Below are 15,436 nucleotides of genomic sequence, written 5' to 3' on the forward strand. Positions count from 1 at the left end.
CAAGAATCTGCCGTTTACCTGTGTACTGACGGGTGTCAGAAGATTCCGGGTATTGCGTCTTCGTCCGTGTCGGAGAAGGCCGCTTCCTTCTCCGTGAGGTATTCGGACCAGGCCTGGGCATCCCAGATCTCGGCCCTGGTGCCGGCGCCGATCACTGCAAGTTCACGGTCCAGCCCTGCGTAAGCGCGGAGCGCGGGCGGAATCGTTACCCGGCCCTGCTTATCAGGTACCTCATCAGAGGCTCCGGACAGGAATACCCGAATGTAGTCGCGGGCTTGCCGCGACGAGATGGGTGCCTTCCGCATTTCGTCATGCACCCGTTCGAATTCCCGCTGGCTGAAGATGTAGATGCAGCGCTCCTGGCCCCTTGTCAGGACCAGGCCTTCTGCCAGTTCCTCACGGAATTTGGCGGGAAGAATCAGGCGCCCCTTCTCATCGAGCCTGGGGGTGTGCGTTCCGAGGAACATAGCCACCGCCCTTGCCGATAGGAGGAGTCCGTCAGCCCCCTGGTACCACCTCTACCCTCTGATGTCCTCCACTTTACTCCACTTCACTCCCCGGTCAACCCTGAAACACACTCCCACTGGGAAAAACTTGGATTTCGCCAGCTGCCCCTCCCCCGCAAGGACGCGGCGGGACGGGATGTGGCGGGAAGTGGAGGGAATCGGCCCATGGCGGGTGAACAAGGGGGCCGGAAGCCGCCGCGTTGCAGCCGGCACGGGTGGTTAAACGAGGAAAGACCCGTCGATTGACGGGTCTTTCCTGAAGTTGTCCTGCCCGGTGGAGCGGAGTGGAGGGTCTGGAGCGGGTCTGCTAGCGGTCGTCTCCCTGGCGCCGCTCATCCCACTTCTCTTCCAGCGACGACATGAAACCGCCGCCCTTGGACTGCTTGGACGCCTTGCGGCCGCCCGTCCCGGCCTTGCCGCCGGCACGCCGGCTGGTGGCCCAATACACGCCGGCACCCATCACCAGGAAGCCGAGCACACCCAGAGCAATGATCTGGCTGGAAATGCCGATGAGCAGAATGAGGATTCCGGCCACGGCAACAAGCGACCCAACCACAATCTGGCGGGTCGACAGCGACCGCCCGGATGCCGATTCCATGTGGCTGGCAAACTTAGGATCATCGGCATGCAACTGCTGCTCCAGCTGATCCAGCAGCCGCTGCTCATGCTCTGAGAGTGGCATCTGAGTCTCCTTCTTTCCGTCCCCCACGTCCGCTTATCGTCAAACGCGCAGCCTCGGCAAAGAGTTCCGGAGGCGTGTTGTTCCGTCGATTTTGCCTTATTACTAAGGATAGATTGCCGGGGCTCCATTCGAAAGCCGGAGGGCCTGATTGCAGGGGCCCGCAGAACCGATTGGGCCCGCGGACGGTTCAGGACCCCTTCGGCTCTCCCCAACGGGTCTCTGCCGCCGGCCGGGACGCCGGCTCCGCGGCCCCGTTCCTGTCCGGTCCAGGACGGTGCGGCTGCGGCAAGAGCGATGCCGGAAGTACCCCGCCGCTGCCGAACCTGCTATTGACCTTGTCAAGGGCCGCCTCGGCGTTGCGCCAGCTGTCCTCGCTCCCGTCGATGCTGAGCTGGTATCCGCCGGCCGCGGGTTCGAGTTGCTCCGCGCGCAGCCCGACGAGCCGGACCGCCATGGGCCGCGTACCCAGCGCCGCGAGCTGGGCCGCAGCCGCGGCATAAAGCTCGTGCGCGCTGTCCGCCGGTTCACTCAGGCGGCGCGACCGGCTCAACGTCGTAAAGTCCGCGTAGCGAAGCTTCAGTGCCACTCCCCTGCACTGGAGGCCGGCCGACCTCAGCCGAACCGCCGTTCGATGCGCCAGGCGCAGCAGTTCGCGCTCCAGCACGGTCGTATCGTCCACATCGTCCGCGAAGGTCTCTTCCGCTCCAATGCTCTTTTCCACCCGTTCCGGCGTGACCTTCCGGTCATCGATGCCCCACGCCAGGCGGAACACGTGCTCGCCGGTCGCCCCCAACAGCCGCCGAAGGGTCTGCTCGGGCGTGTGGGCCAGATCCGCAACGGTCCTGATTCCCTGGCGGGCCAGGACTGCGCTCGTCTTCGCGCCCACGCCCCAGAGTGCTTCCACCGGCAAGGTATGCAGGAACTGTTCGGTGCGCTCCGGCGGCACGAGCAGCAAGCCGTCCGGTTTTGCATGCGTCGAGGCGATTTTGGCCACGAATTTGCTGGAGGCAATGCCGACGGTTGCGGGAATGCCGAGCTCCCCGCGGATCGTCTCCCTGATCAGACGGCCGATCTCCAGCGGCTGGCCAAGCCTGCGGATGGACCCGGTTACGTCGAGGAAGGCCTCGTCAACGCTCAGCTGCTCGACGTCGGGGGTTATCGTCCGGAAGATATCCATGATCCGGGCCGATGCCTCCCGGTACTTCCAGTGATGCGGGGCGATGATCTCGGCCTGCGGGCACATCTGCCGGGCCCTCGCCATGGGCATGGCCGAGCGCACTCCATACCGCCGCGCTTCATAGGACGCCGACAGCACCACCGAGCGGCCGGTCGGCGAACCCACTATGACCGGCGCGCCGACCAGGTCCGGCCGGTCCAGCAATTCGACGGAGACGAAGAACGCGTCCATATCGACATGCATGATGACGCGCTCATGGCGTTGGCTTGCACCCACCCCTTAATCCTATGGCCGGCCGCGCCCGGGGCTGGCCCGTGCCGGGCGGCCCGTGGCTAGACTTGGTGGGTACCGCACCGTCCCTAAGGAGTATGTCTTGCAGCTGCCCGATCCGCAGTCCCTTCCCGCCGCCCCAGCAGCCGGCGCGGACGAAGCCGTTGCGGGTGTTGGCGGAGCCGCCGCGGAGCAGGACGGCTACCGGGAGCTGCTCGCGGAGCGCATGGCCGGGTTCCTAGACCTGCAGCGCGGCCAGCTGCAGGAAGTTTCCGGCGATGCCTCCGAACTCGTGGATGCCATCGCCCAACTGGCCGACGGCGGTAAACGCCTACGGGCGCTGCTTGCCTATTGGGGCTGGCGCGGGGCGGGCGGTGCCCGGCTGGCAGATGAGGCCGTGCAGGCCGGCGTCGCCATCGAGCTCTTCCAAGCTGCCGCCCTGATCCACGACGACATCATCGACCGCTCGGCCACGAGGCGCGGGAAGCCGAGCGTGCACCGCAGGTTCGAGCTGAGCCATGCCGAGCGGGGCTGGGCACTCGACCCGGCCCATTTCGGGCAGGCCGCCGCCATTCTGGCCGGCGATCTCTGCCTTTCGTTCAGCGAGGAGGTGTTCGCCGGGATCCCGGCCGCATCGGGGTCCGCGCGGGTGATTTTCAACCGGATGCGCACGGAGGTCATGGCGGGGCAGTACCTCGACGTCCTGGAAGAGGTTGCCGGACCGGGGCGCCCCGCCGGGGAAGCGGTAGGCCGGGCCTTGCAGATCCTGCGGTACAAGTCGGCGAAGTACTCCAGCGAGCATCCGCTGTGCCTCGGCGGCGCCCTTGCCGGCGCCGGTCCTGAGCTGATCGCCGCCTACTCTGCCTTCAGCCTTCCGCTCGGCGAAGCTTTCCAGATCCGCGACGATGTCCTCGGCGTCTTCGGTGACCCCGCCACGACCGGCAAGCCCGCCGGCGACGATCTGCGCGAAGGCAAGCGCACGGTCCTGATCGGACTGGCCGTCGACCGCTGCTCCCCCGCAGAGGCGGAGTTCATCCAGGCCAAGCTTGGCTCGCCCGATCTTGGCGACAGCGAAGTCGACAGCCTGCGCGCTATTATCGACGGCTGCGGGGCGCTGGCCGAAGCGGAGTCGATGATTTCCGCCTTCAGTTCAGACGCTTATTCGGCGCTGGAAGCGCTGCCGGTGGAGGAAACGGTGGCCGGGGCACTGCGCGCCCTGGCCGACCGCGCCGTCCAGCGCACGTCCTGACAGGACGTGCGCTACCAGGCCAAAGCCTGGGCCCGCCGGCGGATCTCCGTCTTGCGTCCCTGCCGCAGGGCGTCCACCGGCCGCCCCGGCAAGGAGTCATCCTCCGTAAAGAGCCAGCGCAGGATTTCCTCGTCTTTGAAGCCGGCGTCCGACAAGACGGAGATGGTCCCCTTCAGGCTGTCCATGAGCCGATCCTCCAGCAGGAATTCGGCCGGAACCGACCTGATGCTCCGCTCCCCGACACGGGCGGCGACCAGCGCGCGTTCCTCCAAAAGGCTGTGGACCTTCTTAATGGGCAGCCCCAAGCGTTCCGCCACGTCGGGTAGCGGGAGCCAATCGGTTATCAACGTTTCAAGTTCACTCACGTAACAAGCGTGCCATGTCGGGGCGCCCTGCTGCCAGATCGGGCTTCGACACGCCCCGACGTCATTGGACGTGCGAAATCCGCTGTTGTGTTATGCGGATTTAGTGTAGATTCACAAAAGTCACAGTTTTCACACAGATAACAGTCGACTCATTCGCACCACGTACAACACGCCTACGGGCCCTCGGCAGATGCCGCTGACCACTGATGAGGAAATGTCCATGACTGACCAGCGCCCGTTCACTCGCAACCGCGCCGAAAGCCGGACTCCCGCCCAGTCCTCCCGCGCGCTCCTATCGGCTGCCGCAACCGCCGCGATTCCCGCCGTCGTCCTGTCCTCGGCCGCCCTGGCCGCCCCTGCCCAGGCCGCCGAGCTGCCGCCCCGCGCCATCCTGCAGCCGAAACTGGCCGGCCCGGACCTTCCCGTTAACCGCGGGACCATGATTCCGGCCTCGGATGTTGCCGCACAGCTTCCGTCGGCGCTCCGGCCTGCCCTGCGGGCGACGCCGGCGGCGCACACCGTCAAGGCGGGCGACACCGTCAGCGGCATCGCGGCCAGGTACGGGCTGAGCGTATCGAAAGTCCTCAGCGCCAACGGCCTGAAGGCGAACACGGTTATCTACCCCGGCCAGAAGATCAAGCTGCGCGGCGGTTCCTCGTCCGCCGGCGGTTCCGCCTCCGTGTCCGCGGCTTCCTCGGCGTCGAGAACCTACACGGTCAAGGCCGGAGACACCCTGTCCGGTATCGCCTCCCGCCACAACATGGGCCTGAGCAAGATCCTCTCGCTCAACGGCCTGAAGACCACCTCCGTCATCTACCCCGGCCAGAAAATCAAGGTCAGCGGCAGCGCATCGGGCGGCGGCACACAGCCTGCGGCGTCCACTGCGTCGTCGGTCCGGTCCTCCACCTACACGGTCAGGGCCGGCGACACCCTGTCCGGTATCGCCTCCCGCCACAACATGGGCCTGAGCAAGATCCTCTCGCTCAACGGCCTGAAGACCACCTCCGTCATCTACCCCGGCCAGAAGATCAAGGTCAGCGGGACTGCGGCGGCTGCCTCTACGGCGTCCGGCCCCGCGGCCTCCGTCTCGGCCGTGGCCCCAATCGCCAAGACCTACACGGTCAAGGCAGGGGACACCCTGTACGGCATCGCGCTGAAGCACAAGACGACCCTGAGCAAGCTGCTTCAGTCCAGCGGCCTGAAGTCGAGCTCCGTCATCCACCCGGGACAGAAGATCAAGCTGCCCGGGTCCGGTGGAACCGGCTCCGTGTCGACCGCTTCGGCAGGGCAGCTCGTGCCGGACAGCTTCCTTCATTACACGTACCCGGATGCCGTGGTGGCCAAGGCCAACGAGAACAAGCGCCTGCTGCTCTCGACCCCGCAGCCGAGCCAGGCCCAGATGAAGTCGATCATCGCGCAGACCGCGCGCAGCATGGGCGTCGATCCGGCGCTGGCACTGGCACACGCCTACCAGGAATCCGGCTTCCAGCAGACGGCCGTCTCCCCGGCCAACGCCATCGGGGCCATGCAGGTCATCCCGTCCTCCGGCGACTGGGCCTCGGACCTGGTGGGCCGCAAGCTGAACCTGCTTGATCCGTACGACAACGCCACGGCCGGCGTCGCCATCATCCGCTCGCTGGTCCGCACCAGCGACTCGCTGGACAAGGCGATCGCGTCCTACTACCAGGGCCAGTACTCGGTGCAGAAAAACGGCATGTACTCGGACACCAAGGCCTATGTAAAGGCGATCAAGGCCCATATGAAGAACTTCCGGTAAGGATCCGGCCGCTACCGGACCACATGCGGCGGGGGTTCCGATCGAATGTCGATCGGAACCCCCGCCGCATTAGGACATAGGATCGAAGAGTGCAGGAACATGTCACGGACGCGATGGTCGGCGCCACGGTTGACGGGCGCTACCTGATCCAGTCACGGTTGGCCCGCGGGGGCATGTCGACGGTCTACCTGGCGACGGATATGCGGCTCGACCGGGAAGTCGCACTGAAGATCATGTACCCGCATCTGGCCGAGGATCCAAGTTTCCTGGAACGCTTTGTCCGGGAAGCCAAGTCCGCCGCGCGGCTCTCGCACCCCCACGTCGTCGGCGTCCAGGACCAGGGTTTCGACGGCAATGTCGCCTATCTGGCGATGGAGTACGTGCCCGGGCACACCCTGCGGGACGTCCTGCGGGAGAAAGGCGCCCTGAAGCCGCGCCTGGCGCTGGCACTGCTGGATCCGGTGGTAGAGGGCCTGGCCGCCGCCCACAGCGCCGGCCTCGTCCACCGCGACGTCAAGCCGGAGAACGTGCTGATGTCCTCCGACGGCCGGATCAAGATCGGCGATTTCGGCCTGGCCAAGGCGGCGTCGACCACCTCGAATACGGGCACGCTGATCGGCACCGTGGCCTACCTCTCCCCGGAACTGGTCACCGGCTCCCCCGCCGATGCGCGCAGCGACGTCTACTCAGTCGGCATCATGCTGTTCGAAATGCTGACCGGAAGGCAGCCGTTCACCGGCGATGTCCCCATCCATGTTGCGTTCCAGCACGTCAACTCCTCCGTCCCCGCACCGTCGTCCGTGGTTCCCGGGCTCGCGGCGGACCTGGACGAACTCGTGCTCTGGTGCACCGCCCATGACCCGGAACAGCGGCCGATCGACGCGAACGCCCTGCTCGGCGAGCTGCGGCATGTGCGCACAACGTTGAGCGACGCGGACCTCGACGGCCACAGCGAACCGGCTCCTCCCGCCGCTCCCGCCGTCAAGCAGCCCGTACCAGCGCCGAACCCCACGGAAGTGCTCCGCGGGGACCAGAACCGGACGACCGTGATATCGCCGTCGTACCAGCACACCCGGGCCCTCGCCCGGCCACCCGAGGCGGCCGTCCCCGACCCCGCGCCCGCCGCTCCCACGAAACGGCAGGTACGCGCACAGCAGCGGGACCAGGCCCGCCAGGCGCGCCGGCCGGAACACTCCCTGCGGCGCAACCCGGGGCGCCGCGGGCTGCTGTGGATCATCGTGCTCGCGCTGCTGGCCATCCTGGCAGCGGGCGCGGGGTGGTTTTTCGGACTCGGGCCCGGCGCCGCCGTCGATATTCCGGCGGTATCCGGCAAACCGGCCGGCGAGGCGCAGTCGCTACTGGACGGCCAGGGCCTGAACTACCGGCTTGAGGAGTCTTTCCACGAGGAATTCGAGGAGGGCGTCGCCATTGGCACCGAGCCGCCCGCCGGGGAACAGATCCGGCGTTTCGAAACGCTGACGCTCATTGTTTCCAAGGGACCTGAGCTGTTCGACGTTCCGGCCCTCGACGGGCTGACGGTGCAGGAGGCGCAGAGCCGGCTGGAGGGCATGAACCTGGCGCTGGGCGGTCGCAACGAGGCGTACGACGAGGAGGTCCCCGCAGGGCAGGTGCTCGCGCAGGATCCGGCCGCCGGGGAACAACTGCGCCGCGGGACGCCCGTTGACGTGACGCTATCCAAGGGACCGCGGCCTTTCGACGTCCCGCAGGTCATCGGGCTGGGCCAGGACGAAGCAGTAGCCGTCCTTGAGGAGGCCGGGCTGGAGGCCGAGATCGCCCCGGAGGCGGTTTTCGACCGGGATGTGGCTGAAGGAGACGTGGCCGCGCAGAGTCCCGCCGAGGGCAGCGTGGTCCGCGGCGATACCGTGACGCTGACCCTCTCCAAGGGGCCCCGGATGGTCGAGGTGCCGGACTTCGTCGGCGAACAGGTCGACGACGCCCGCCGTGCCCTCGAAGACCTGGGGTTCAGGGTCGAGGTCAACAAGATCCTGGGCGGATTCTTCGGCACCGTCCGGGCGCAGGATCCGGCGGGCAAGGAAGTTCCGGAAGGCTCGGTCATCACGCTGACCGTGGTGTAGCCGAGCCTCCCGGGGAGCCTTCGGAGCGCTTAGCGCTTGCCGAGCGCGCCGGCGACCAGGAAGGCCATTTCCAGCGACTGCATGTGGTTCAGGCGCGGATCGCAGACGGACTCGTAGCGCTCCAGGAAGGCGTGCTGGTCGATCGGATCGGCCCCGCCGAGGCATTCGGCGACGTCGTCGCCCGTCATCTCGACGTGCAGGCCGCCCGGGAAGGTTCCCAGGGCATGGTGCACCTCGAAGAATCCGCGCACCTCGTCGATCACGTCGTCGAAATTGCGGGTCTTGTAGCCGTTCGGCGAGGTCACCGTATTGCCGTGCATCGGGTCGGTCACCCACAGCACCTTGGCGCCGCTCGCCGTGACCTTCTCGACCAGGGCCGGGAGCTTCTCGCGGATGTTGCCCGCACCCATCCGAGTGATGAAGGTCAGGCGGCCGGGCTCACGCTGCGGATCCAGCTTGTCGATGAGCCGCAGGGCATCGTCCGCGGTGCTCGTGGGTCCGAGCTTGACGCCGATGGGATTGCGGATGCGGGAGAGGAAGTCCACGTGCGCGCCGTCGAGCTGCCTGGTCCTCTCGCCGATCCAGAGGAAGTGGCCCGATGTGCCGTAGGGAAGGCCGGTGCGTGAATCGATGCGGGTGAGGGCGCGCTCGTAGTCGAGCACCAGCGCCTCGTGGCTGGCGAAGAATTCCACCCGCTTGAGGGCATCGAAGTCCGCCCCGCAAGCGTCCATGAACTTGACCGCGCGGTCGATCTCGCGGGCGAGCGATTCGTAGCGGGAGTGGGCCGGGTTTGCCGTAAAGCCCTTGTTCCAGTGATGCACCAGCCGCAGGTCCGCGAAGCCGCCCTGGGTGAAGGCGCGGATCAGGTTCAGGGTCGATGCGGAGGTGTGGTACGCCTGCACCATCCGATTGGCATTGTGCGCGCGGGACTCGGGGGTGAACTCGTAGCCGTTCACCATGTCCCCTCGGTAGGCCGGCAGGGTCACGCCCTCGCGGGTCTCATCATTGGAAGAACGGGGCTTGGCGAACTGCCCGGCCATGCGGCCCATCTTGATGACCGGCAGGGATGCACCGTAGGTCAGGACGACGGCCATCTGCAGGATGGTGCGGACGCGGGCACTGATCTTGTCCGCCGTGGCGCCTTCGAAGGTCTCAGCGCAGTCGCCGCCCTGCAGCAGGAATGCTTTGCCTTCGGCGGCGTCTGCCAGGCGCTGGCGCAGGAGGTCGACCTCACCGGCGAAGACCAGCGGCGGCAGGCTCGACAACTCCGCGACCGCGGCACGGTGGACCTCGCTATCGGCCCACGTCGGCTGCTGGACAACGGGCAAATCGCGCCACGCGTCAAGGCCGGGGTATTCCGCGGCTCCGGGCTGCGGGCTGGCAATCGGGTGGGCTACAGGCAGTTCAGTCACGTATCCATGCTAGTCCGGTTCCGGCGCCGGTTCGGCGGCCCGGCGTAACGCTGAACACGGAAGCTGTCACATACCCACAGTCGCACAGGCCAACGGTGCTCCGGCTAGGCGGCAGGTCCGGCGGATGACGGGCCGCCGTCCGCTGGAGCTTCGCGGCCCGGAGCGTCTTCCGGTGCCGCTCCAGGACGCGGCCCGCCGGGAAGTTCCCCGCCCGGCGCCTCGGCCGGAGCTGCGGCAGGCGGGAGGCCCGAGGGCCCGGCGGCACCGCCAGCCGGCTTGCCCACGATGGTAACCGTCCCCGGCGCCTTGGCACCCGGCGTCCCGGCCGCCCCGGTTTCGGGCAGTCCGACGGCGGCGGCTGCCCGCGCGTCCGCCCCGCCCTTGCCGGACTTCCGGGCCGCCAGCCGCGCTTTGACGGTGCTGGCGTAGGTGTCCACGTATTCCTGGCCGGACAGGCGCATGATTTCGTACATGATCTCGTCCGTGACGGACCGCTGGATGAAGCGGTCGTTCTCGAGGTCCTTGTACCGGCTGAAATCGAGCGGCTTGCCGATGATCGTGCCGACCCGGCGGATGTTGGGAATCCGCCGCCCGATGGGCTGGACCTTGTCCGTGCCGATCATGGCTACCGGAACCACGGGCACGCCGGTCGAGAGGACCAGCTTGGCCACACCGGTCTTGCCGCGGTACAGCCGGCCATCCGGGCTGCGCGTGCCTTCGGGGTAGATCCCCAGCAGCCCGCCCTCGTTCAGCACGTCCACCCCGCCGGACAGCGAGGAGGCAGAGGCGGCGCCGCCGGAACGGTCCATCGGCAGCTGATTGGTCATGCGGAAGAAGGCTGCCGTCAAACGTCCCTTGAGGCCCTTGCCCGTGAAGTATTCGGACTTGGCCAGGAACACCACGGGCCGGGGAACTGCAACCGGGAGGAAGATCGAATCCGAGAAGGAAAGGTGGTTGCTGGCCAGGATTGCGGGCCCGTCAGGCAGATTGTCGAGTCCTTTGATCCAGGGGCGGAAAAGCAGCCGCACCACCGGTCCGACGAAGATGGTCTTCATCACCCAATAGAACACGTGAGCCCTTCCCGTTGAACGCCCGCGCCGGCCAGGCGTGGTCGGTCACCTCATCTACCTTGAGTGACTTTACTCTAGAGAGCGTGCCCGGCAGGCACACCGGCTGCCCGCGGCGAGCTCCCCGGCATGGGAAGAACGCGCTGCGGGTGTCACGATAGAGTCATGACCATGATGGAGCCAGTCGGTCCGTTCTCCAGCTGCGGCCACGGTCCGAATGCACGTATTGGCATCGTCCTCAGCCACGGCTTCACCGGATCGCCGAGAAGCCTGCAGGACTGGGCCGAGCATCTGTGCGCGCAGGGATATGCGGTACGCCTGCCGCTGCTTCCCGGCCATGGCACGACCTGGCAGGAGCTGGCCCGCACGCCGTGGCGGCAGTGGTATGACGCCGTCGAACGGGCCTATGACGAACTCGCCCGCGAACGCACCACGGTCTTCGCCGCCGGGCTGTCCATGGGCGGCGCCCTCGCCCTCCGGCTGGCCGCTTGCCGCCCGGTCGCCGGTGTCATAGCCGTCAATCCCGGCCTGACGTTCGCCAACCCGGCCGCCCGTTTCGCCGGCGTGCTGCGCTACATCGTTAGGTCGACCCCCTCCATCGCGAACGACATCAGCAAGCCGGGCATGGACGAACAGGCCTACGCCCGGACCCCGACGGCCGCCGTCCACCAGTTGGGACTGCTCTTCGCGGACACGGCCGGCGTGCTGCCCCGCGTGACCGCGCCCGCGCTCGTCTTCCGCTCCGCCGTCGACCACGTGGTGCCGCAGTCCAGCACGGACTTGCTGCGCCGCCGGATCGGCTCGGCCGAGGTGGAGGTCGTGGAACTGGGCAACAGCTACCACGTGGCCACCATGGACCACGACGCCGAGTTCATCTTCGAGCGCGCGGACACCTTCATCACGTCCGTGGCCGGCAGGAAGCAGGCACATGTCCGAGCGTGAACCCTCCCAGGATGATGCCGTCTGGCAGGACCTCGTCGCCCGGCTCGAGTCAGCCGAGTCCGCCCCGGACCCGCAGTCCCCTTCCGCGGACCCGCAGCCGCCAACTGCCGGGGAAACGCCGTCGTCGCCCGGGGCAACGCAGCCCGGCACCGGTACCCCCGCGGGGCCACGCGACTTCAGCGTGCCGGCGGACGACGACGAGGGGTTCGTTCCGCCGGAACCGGCGCCGTTAGGCACGGGCGATCCGCTGGTGGTGCTTGCCTGGTGCGGCGCCGCCGGAGCTCCGCTCGCGCTGCTGCTGATGGCGATGTTCTGGCGCAGCGCCCCCTTTGCCGTCATCGCCGGCCTGGTCGTCCTGTTCATCGCCGGGGCCAGCTACCTGGTGTCCCGGCTTCCGGGCGACCGCGACCATGGTGACGACGGAGCCAGGGTCTGACGACGCCCTGCCCGGGGGTTTCCATCCACGCCCTCCGCGCGCGCGTCGGCCAGCCCGGCCAGCCGTTATCGTTTCGTAGGTTACCAGCGGGTATGCCGCTGTGATTTAGGTTATAGGCTTAGGTGGAACTCAGTGGGGGTAAGTGCCCGATACCGAAGGAGCCGTCGTGCGCGAATACAGCGTTCCTGCCATGGTCAATGTGCCCAGGCAGTCCAACATCACCGACCTCGTCGTCAAGCAGGCGGCGAAGGCCTCGGATCCGACGCTGTTCTCGCGCCCTGACGGGTCCGGCGGCTGGCAGGACATCCGCGCCAGCGAATTCCTCGCCGATGTGACGGCCCTGGCCAAGGGTATGATCGCGGCCGGCGCCGCTCCGGGAGACCGTATCGGCATCATGGCCAGGACCCGCTATGAGTGGTCCCTCGTGGACTTTGCCATCTGGTTTGCGGGTTGCGTCTCGGTGCCGATCTACGAGACGTCCTCGCCGAGCCAGGTTGCCTGGATCCTCGGCGATTCCGGAGCCATCGGCGTCTTCGTGGAAACCGACCGCCACGAGGACATCGTGCGGCAGGCAGCCAGGAACGAAGGGCTCGAGCACGTCGCGCATGTATGGCAGCTCGACGGCCTCGACGCCCTCCGCGAGGCGGGCGCCGGCATCGAGGACAGCCTCGTCCAGGAACGGCGCCAGGCCGCCTCCCTCGAAGACCTCGCCACCATCATCTATACCTCCGGCACCACCGGCCGGCCGAAGGGCTGCGAACTGACCCACGGGAACTTCGCCGAACTGGCGGAGAATGCGGCGGCGGCCCTCCCGGACGTCGCCCATGAGGGCGCCCGGACCATCATGTTCCTGCCGCTTGCCCATGTCTTCGCGAGGTTCATCGAGGTGCTCTGCGTGGCCTGCGGGGCGACCGTGGCGCATACCCCTGACGTCAAGAACCTGCTGCCCGACCTGCAGAGCTACAAACCGACCTTCATCCTGGCGGTCCCGCGGGTTTTCGAAAAGGTCTACAACAGCTCCATGCTCAAGGCCGAGGACGCCGGCCGGGGCAGGATCTTCCACGCCGCGGCGGAGACGGCAGTCGCGTGGTCCCGTGCCGACGCCGCGGGCAAGGTGCCGCTGCTGCTGCAGCTGAAGCACAAGCTCTTCGACAAGCTCGTCTTCCACAAGATCCGGGAGGCAATGGGCGGCCGGGTCGAGCACGCGGTCTCCGGCGGCGGACCCTTGGGCGAACGGCTGGGCCATTTCTTCCACGGCGTCGGCCTGCTGGTGCTGGAAGGCTACGGGCTCACCGAGACCACCGCCCCGGTATCGGTCAACACCCCGCAGCTCATCAAGATCGGCACCGTGGGGGCACCGCTGCCCGGCAACGCGGTGCGCATTGCCGACGACGGCGAAGTCCTCGCCAAGGGCGTGTGCGTCATGCGCGGCTACTACAACCGGCCGGACCTTACGGCGGAGGCTTTCGACGACGGATGGTTCCGTACCGGGGACATCGGGGAGCTCGACGACGACGGCTTCCTAAAGATCACCGGCCGCAAGAAGGAGATCATCGTCACGGCGGGCGGCAAGAACGTCATCCCGGCGCTGCTGGAAGACCAGATCCGCGCCGATGCCCTGGTGTCCCAGTGCGTGGTGCTTGGCGATCAGCGCCCCTTCATTTCCGCGCTGGTCACGCTGGATGAGGAGGCCCTGCCGGGCTGGCTTGAAAGGCACGGGCTTCCCGCCGGCACCAGCGCCGCGGAGGCAGCGGGGCACGAGAAGGTGCGCGAGGCGGTCCGGGCCCTGATCGACGAGGCCAACCGGAGCGTCTCGCAGGCCGAGGCGATCAAAGAGTTCCGCGTCATCGCCGAGGACTTCACCGAGGCCTCCGGCCACCTGACTCCGTCCATGAAGATCAAGCGCGCCCAGGTCATGAAGGACTATGCGGAGATCGTCGAGGACATTTACGCGCCCGCGGCTTCCCGCCGCTAGCGGACCAGCAGGCCGCGGGCGGGACCGGCTGTGTCCGGTCCCTCCCGCACCCGGTCCGGCTACGCCCGGTCAGGCCGGTCGTCGATGCCGAGGGACAGCAAGGCGTTCTCGACGACTTCGGCCAGCGCCGGGTGGATCCAGTACTGCCCCCGGGCCATGGAGGCCACGTCCAGGCCGAAGGACAGCGCCTGGATGAGCGGCTGGATGAGCAGCGACGCTTCGTGGCCCATGATGTGGGCGCCGAGCAGCTGGCCGCTGCGCCTGTCGGCAACGAGCTTGACGAAGCCGGTGCTGTCCTCCATGGCCCAGCCGTAGGCCGTGGTGCCGTACTCCTGGACCGTCGTGACGACGTCGTACCCCTTCAGTTCGGCTTCCTGCCGGGCCTCGGCCTCCGTCAGGCCCACCCGGGCGATCTGCGGCTGCGTGAACACGGCCGAGGGGACGAACCGGTGGTCGCTGCTGCGGAAGTCCTCAGGGTGCTCCAGGTTGTGCATGACGACCCGCGCCTCATGGTTGGCAACGTGCTTGAGCTGATACGGGTTGCTCACGTCGCCGAGCGCGAACACGCCGTCCGCAGGCTCCCCTTGGCGCAGCACGCGCTGGCACTTATCGACCGCGATCCGGCCGTCCGCTTCCAGGTCGTAGCCGGCCGTTTGCAGGTCGAGGGTGTCCGAGTTCGGCACCCGGCCCGTTGCCACGAGGACGATGTCCGTCTCGATGGTCTCCTGGCCGCCCTCCGCGCCTTGGATGACCGCCTTGACCCCGGTGCCGTCCTCGCGGACCGATGCCAGCGTCCAGCCCAGCCGCACGTCCCAGCGGGAGGCGGCGGCCGCCGTGAAGCGTTCGGAGACCAGGGCGTCCGCCGATTTCAGCAGCGGCGCCGAGCGGTTGATCTGGATGACCTGCGAGCCGAAGGAGGAGAACACAGCCGCGAATTCAGCCGCCACGAAGCCGCCGCCGACAATCAGCACCCGGTCCGGCAGGTCCGGGAGCCGCATCACCGTGTCCGATGTGTGCACCTGCGGCAGGTCGATTCCCGGGATGTCGGGCAGCACCGCCCGGGAACCGGCGGCGATGACGATCTGTCCGGCCTCGATGGCCTGGCCGCTGTCAGTGACGAGTGCCTTCGGTCCGGTGAACCGCACACGCTCGGGGTAGAGCGTGACGTTGTCCAGCTCTTCCTCCCGGTACCGCCGCCCGCCGTCGGAGATGGCGTCGATCCGGCCGAAGATCCGGTCCCGCATGTCCCGCCAGTGCACCTTGCCCAGCGTCAGTTCCACCCCCAGCCCAGCAGCTTCCTTCGCTGCGGAAGCCAGCTGGGCCGGGTAGGCGTACATCTTCGTCGGGATGCACCCGACGTTGAGGCACGTGCCGCCGAACGTGCCGCCGTCGATAATGGCGACCTTCCGGTTGTCCCAGAAGGGGGTGATGAGCGAGTTGCCGGAGCCGGAGCCGATGATGGCCAGATCGTAATAGGTCACA

The 15,436-nt window shown here is 67.5% G+C and carries 13 protein-coding genes; 6 read left to right on the forward strand and 7 right to left on the reverse strand.

Annotated elements, in window-relative coordinates; translation table 11 throughout:
• Positions 1-35: 35 nt before the first annotated feature.
• The 3 genes from mraZ to dinB all read right to left on the reverse strand — a co-directional run bounded on the left by mraZ (position 36) and on the right by dinB (position 2,608).
• Positions 36-467 (reverse strand): division/cell wall cluster transcriptional repressor MraZ, encoded by a 432-nt coding sequence (gene mraZ / locus AHIS1636_RS15605; RefSeq protein ID WP_264796765.1) that lies wholly within the window; start codon positions 465-467, stop codon positions 36-38.
• Between the two features lie 346 nt (positions 468-813).
• A complete protein-coding gene (locus AHIS1636_RS15610; protein WP_264796766.1) occupies positions 814-1,188 on the reverse strand; it encodes an SCO2097 family morphological protein in 375 nt (124 codons plus the stop codon).
• 187 nt (positions 1,189-1,375) lie between these two features.
• Positions 1,376-2,608: a DNA polymerase IV gene (gene dinB / locus AHIS1636_RS15615; RefSeq protein WP_373875863.1), complete on the reverse strand. Its 1,233-nt coding sequence runs from the start codon at positions 2,606-2,608 to the stop codon at positions 1,376-1,378.
• A 253-nt stretch (positions 2,609-2,861) separates the two neighbouring features.
• On the opposite strand from dinB, the gene AHIS1636_RS15620 reads away from it, so the two are divergent.
• The gene (locus AHIS1636_RS15620; RefSeq protein WP_264796807.1) at positions 2,862-3,884 is read left to right on the forward strand and encodes a polyprenyl synthetase family protein; all 1,023 of its coding nucleotides are present in this window, start codon (positions 2,862-2,864) and stop codon (positions 3,882-3,884) included.
• A gap of 11 nt (positions 3,885-3,895) precedes the next feature.
• On the opposite strand, the gene AHIS1636_RS15625 is transcribed toward AHIS1636_RS15620, so the two are convergent.
• Entirely contained in the window at positions 3,896-4,249 is a 354-nt protein-coding gene (locus AHIS1636_RS15625) for an Rv2175c family DNA-binding protein (protein ID WP_264796768.1), read from the reverse strand.
• A 220-nt stretch (positions 4,250-4,469) separates the two neighbouring features.
• Here AHIS1636_RS15625 and AHIS1636_RS15630 point away from each other — a divergent pair, with 220 nt between their 5' ends.
• Together AHIS1636_RS15630 and pknB are read left to right on the forward strand one after the other, a co-directional pair.
• Entirely contained in the window at positions 4,470-6,026 is a 1,557-nt protein-coding gene (locus AHIS1636_RS15630) for a lytic transglycosylase domain-containing protein (protein WP_264796769.1), read from the forward strand.
• A gap of 89 nt (positions 6,027-6,115) precedes the next feature.
• Positions 6,116-8,122, forward strand: a complete 2,007-nt coding sequence (pknB, locus tag AHIS1636_RS15635) for a Stk1 family PASTA domain-containing Ser/Thr kinase (RefSeq protein WP_264796770.1) — start codon at positions 6,116-6,118, stop codon at positions 8,120-8,122.
• Positions 8,123-8,151: 29 nt separating this feature from the next.
• Here the strand turns inward: pknB and AHIS1636_RS15640 are convergent, their stop codons facing one another.
• The gene (locus tag AHIS1636_RS15640) at positions 8,152-9,534 is read right to left on the reverse strand and encodes a class II 3-deoxy-7-phosphoheptulonate synthase (RefSeq protein WP_264796771.1); all 1,383 of its coding nucleotides are present in this window, start codon (positions 9,532-9,534) and stop codon (positions 8,152-8,154) included.
• 104 nt (positions 9,535-9,638) lie between these two features.
• Positions 9,639-10,604 carry a lysophospholipid acyltransferase family protein gene (locus AHIS1636_RS15645; protein WP_264796772.1) on the reverse strand — a complete coding sequence of 322 codons (966 nt, stop codon included), beginning with the start codon at positions 10,602-10,604 and terminating at the stop codon, positions 9,639-9,641.
• Between the two features lie 168 nt (positions 10,605-10,772).
• Between AHIS1636_RS15645 and AHIS1636_RS15650 the strand changes: the two genes are divergently transcribed.
• The 3 genes from AHIS1636_RS15650 to AHIS1636_RS15660 all read left to right on the forward strand — a co-directional run bounded on the left by AHIS1636_RS15650 (position 10,773) and on the right by AHIS1636_RS15660 (position 13,954).
• On the forward strand, positions 10,773-11,543 hold the full coding sequence (locus AHIS1636_RS15650; RefSeq protein WP_373875860.1) for an alpha/beta hydrolase: 771 nt from the start codon (positions 10,773-10,775) through the stop codon (positions 11,541-11,543).
• Complete coding sequence (locus AHIS1636_RS15655; RefSeq protein WP_264796774.1) at positions 11,530-11,979, forward strand: hypothetical protein; 450 nt, start codon at positions 11,530-11,532, stop codon at positions 11,977-11,979. The genes AHIS1636_RS15650 and AHIS1636_RS15655 overlap by 14 nt, the downstream gene beginning before the upstream one ends.
• 166 nt (positions 11,980-12,145) lie before the next feature.
• Positions 12,146-13,954, forward strand: coding sequence for an AMP-dependent synthetase/ligase (locus tag AHIS1636_RS15660; RefSeq protein WP_264796775.1), 1,809 nt, complete (start codon positions 12,146-12,148; stop codon positions 13,952-13,954).
• A 59-nt stretch (positions 13,955-14,013) separates the two neighbouring features.
• Here the strand turns inward: AHIS1636_RS15660 and AHIS1636_RS15665 are convergent, their stop codons facing one another.
• Entirely contained in the window at positions 14,014-15,435 is a 1,422-nt protein-coding gene (locus AHIS1636_RS15665; protein WP_264796776.1) for a mycothione reductase, read from the reverse strand.
• Position 15,436 lies beyond the last annotated feature (1 nt).

It is taken from the genome of Arthrobacter mangrovi, assembly GCF_026011795.1.
Lineage (GTDB): Bacteria > Actinomycetota > Actinomycetes > Actinomycetales > Micrococcaceae > Crystallibacter > Crystallibacter mangrovi.

Bases quoted from the DNA above. Each gene is read 5' to 3' on its own strand.
- AHIS1636_RS15650 (WP_373875860.1), top strand. From the start codon at position 10,773: ATGATGGAGCCAGTCGGTCCGTTCTCCAGCTGCGGCCACGGTCCGAAT.
- AHIS1636_RS15620 (WP_264796807.1), top strand. From the start codon at position 2,862: ATGGCCGGGTTCCTAGACCTGCAGCGCGGCCAGCTGCAGGAAGTTTCC.
- AHIS1636_RS15630 (WP_264796769.1), top strand. From the start codon at position 4,470: ATGACTGACCAGCGCCCGTTCACTCGCAACCGCGCCGAAAGCCGGACT.
- dinB (WP_373875863.1), bottom strand. From the start codon at position 2,608: ATGCATGTCGATATGGACGCGTTCTTCGTCTCCGTCGAATTGCTGGAC.
- AHIS1636_RS15655 (WP_264796774.1), top strand. From the start codon at position 11,530: ATGTCCGAGCGTGAACCCTCCCAGGATGATGCCGTCTGGCAGGACCTC.
- mraZ (WP_264796765.1), bottom strand. From the start codon at position 467: ATGTTCCTCGGAACGCACACCCCCAGGCTCGATGAGAAGGGGCGCCTG.
- AHIS1636_RS15610 (WP_264796766.1), bottom strand. From the start codon at position 1,188: ATGCCACTCTCAGAGCATGAGCAGCGGCTGCTGGATCAGCTGGAGCAG.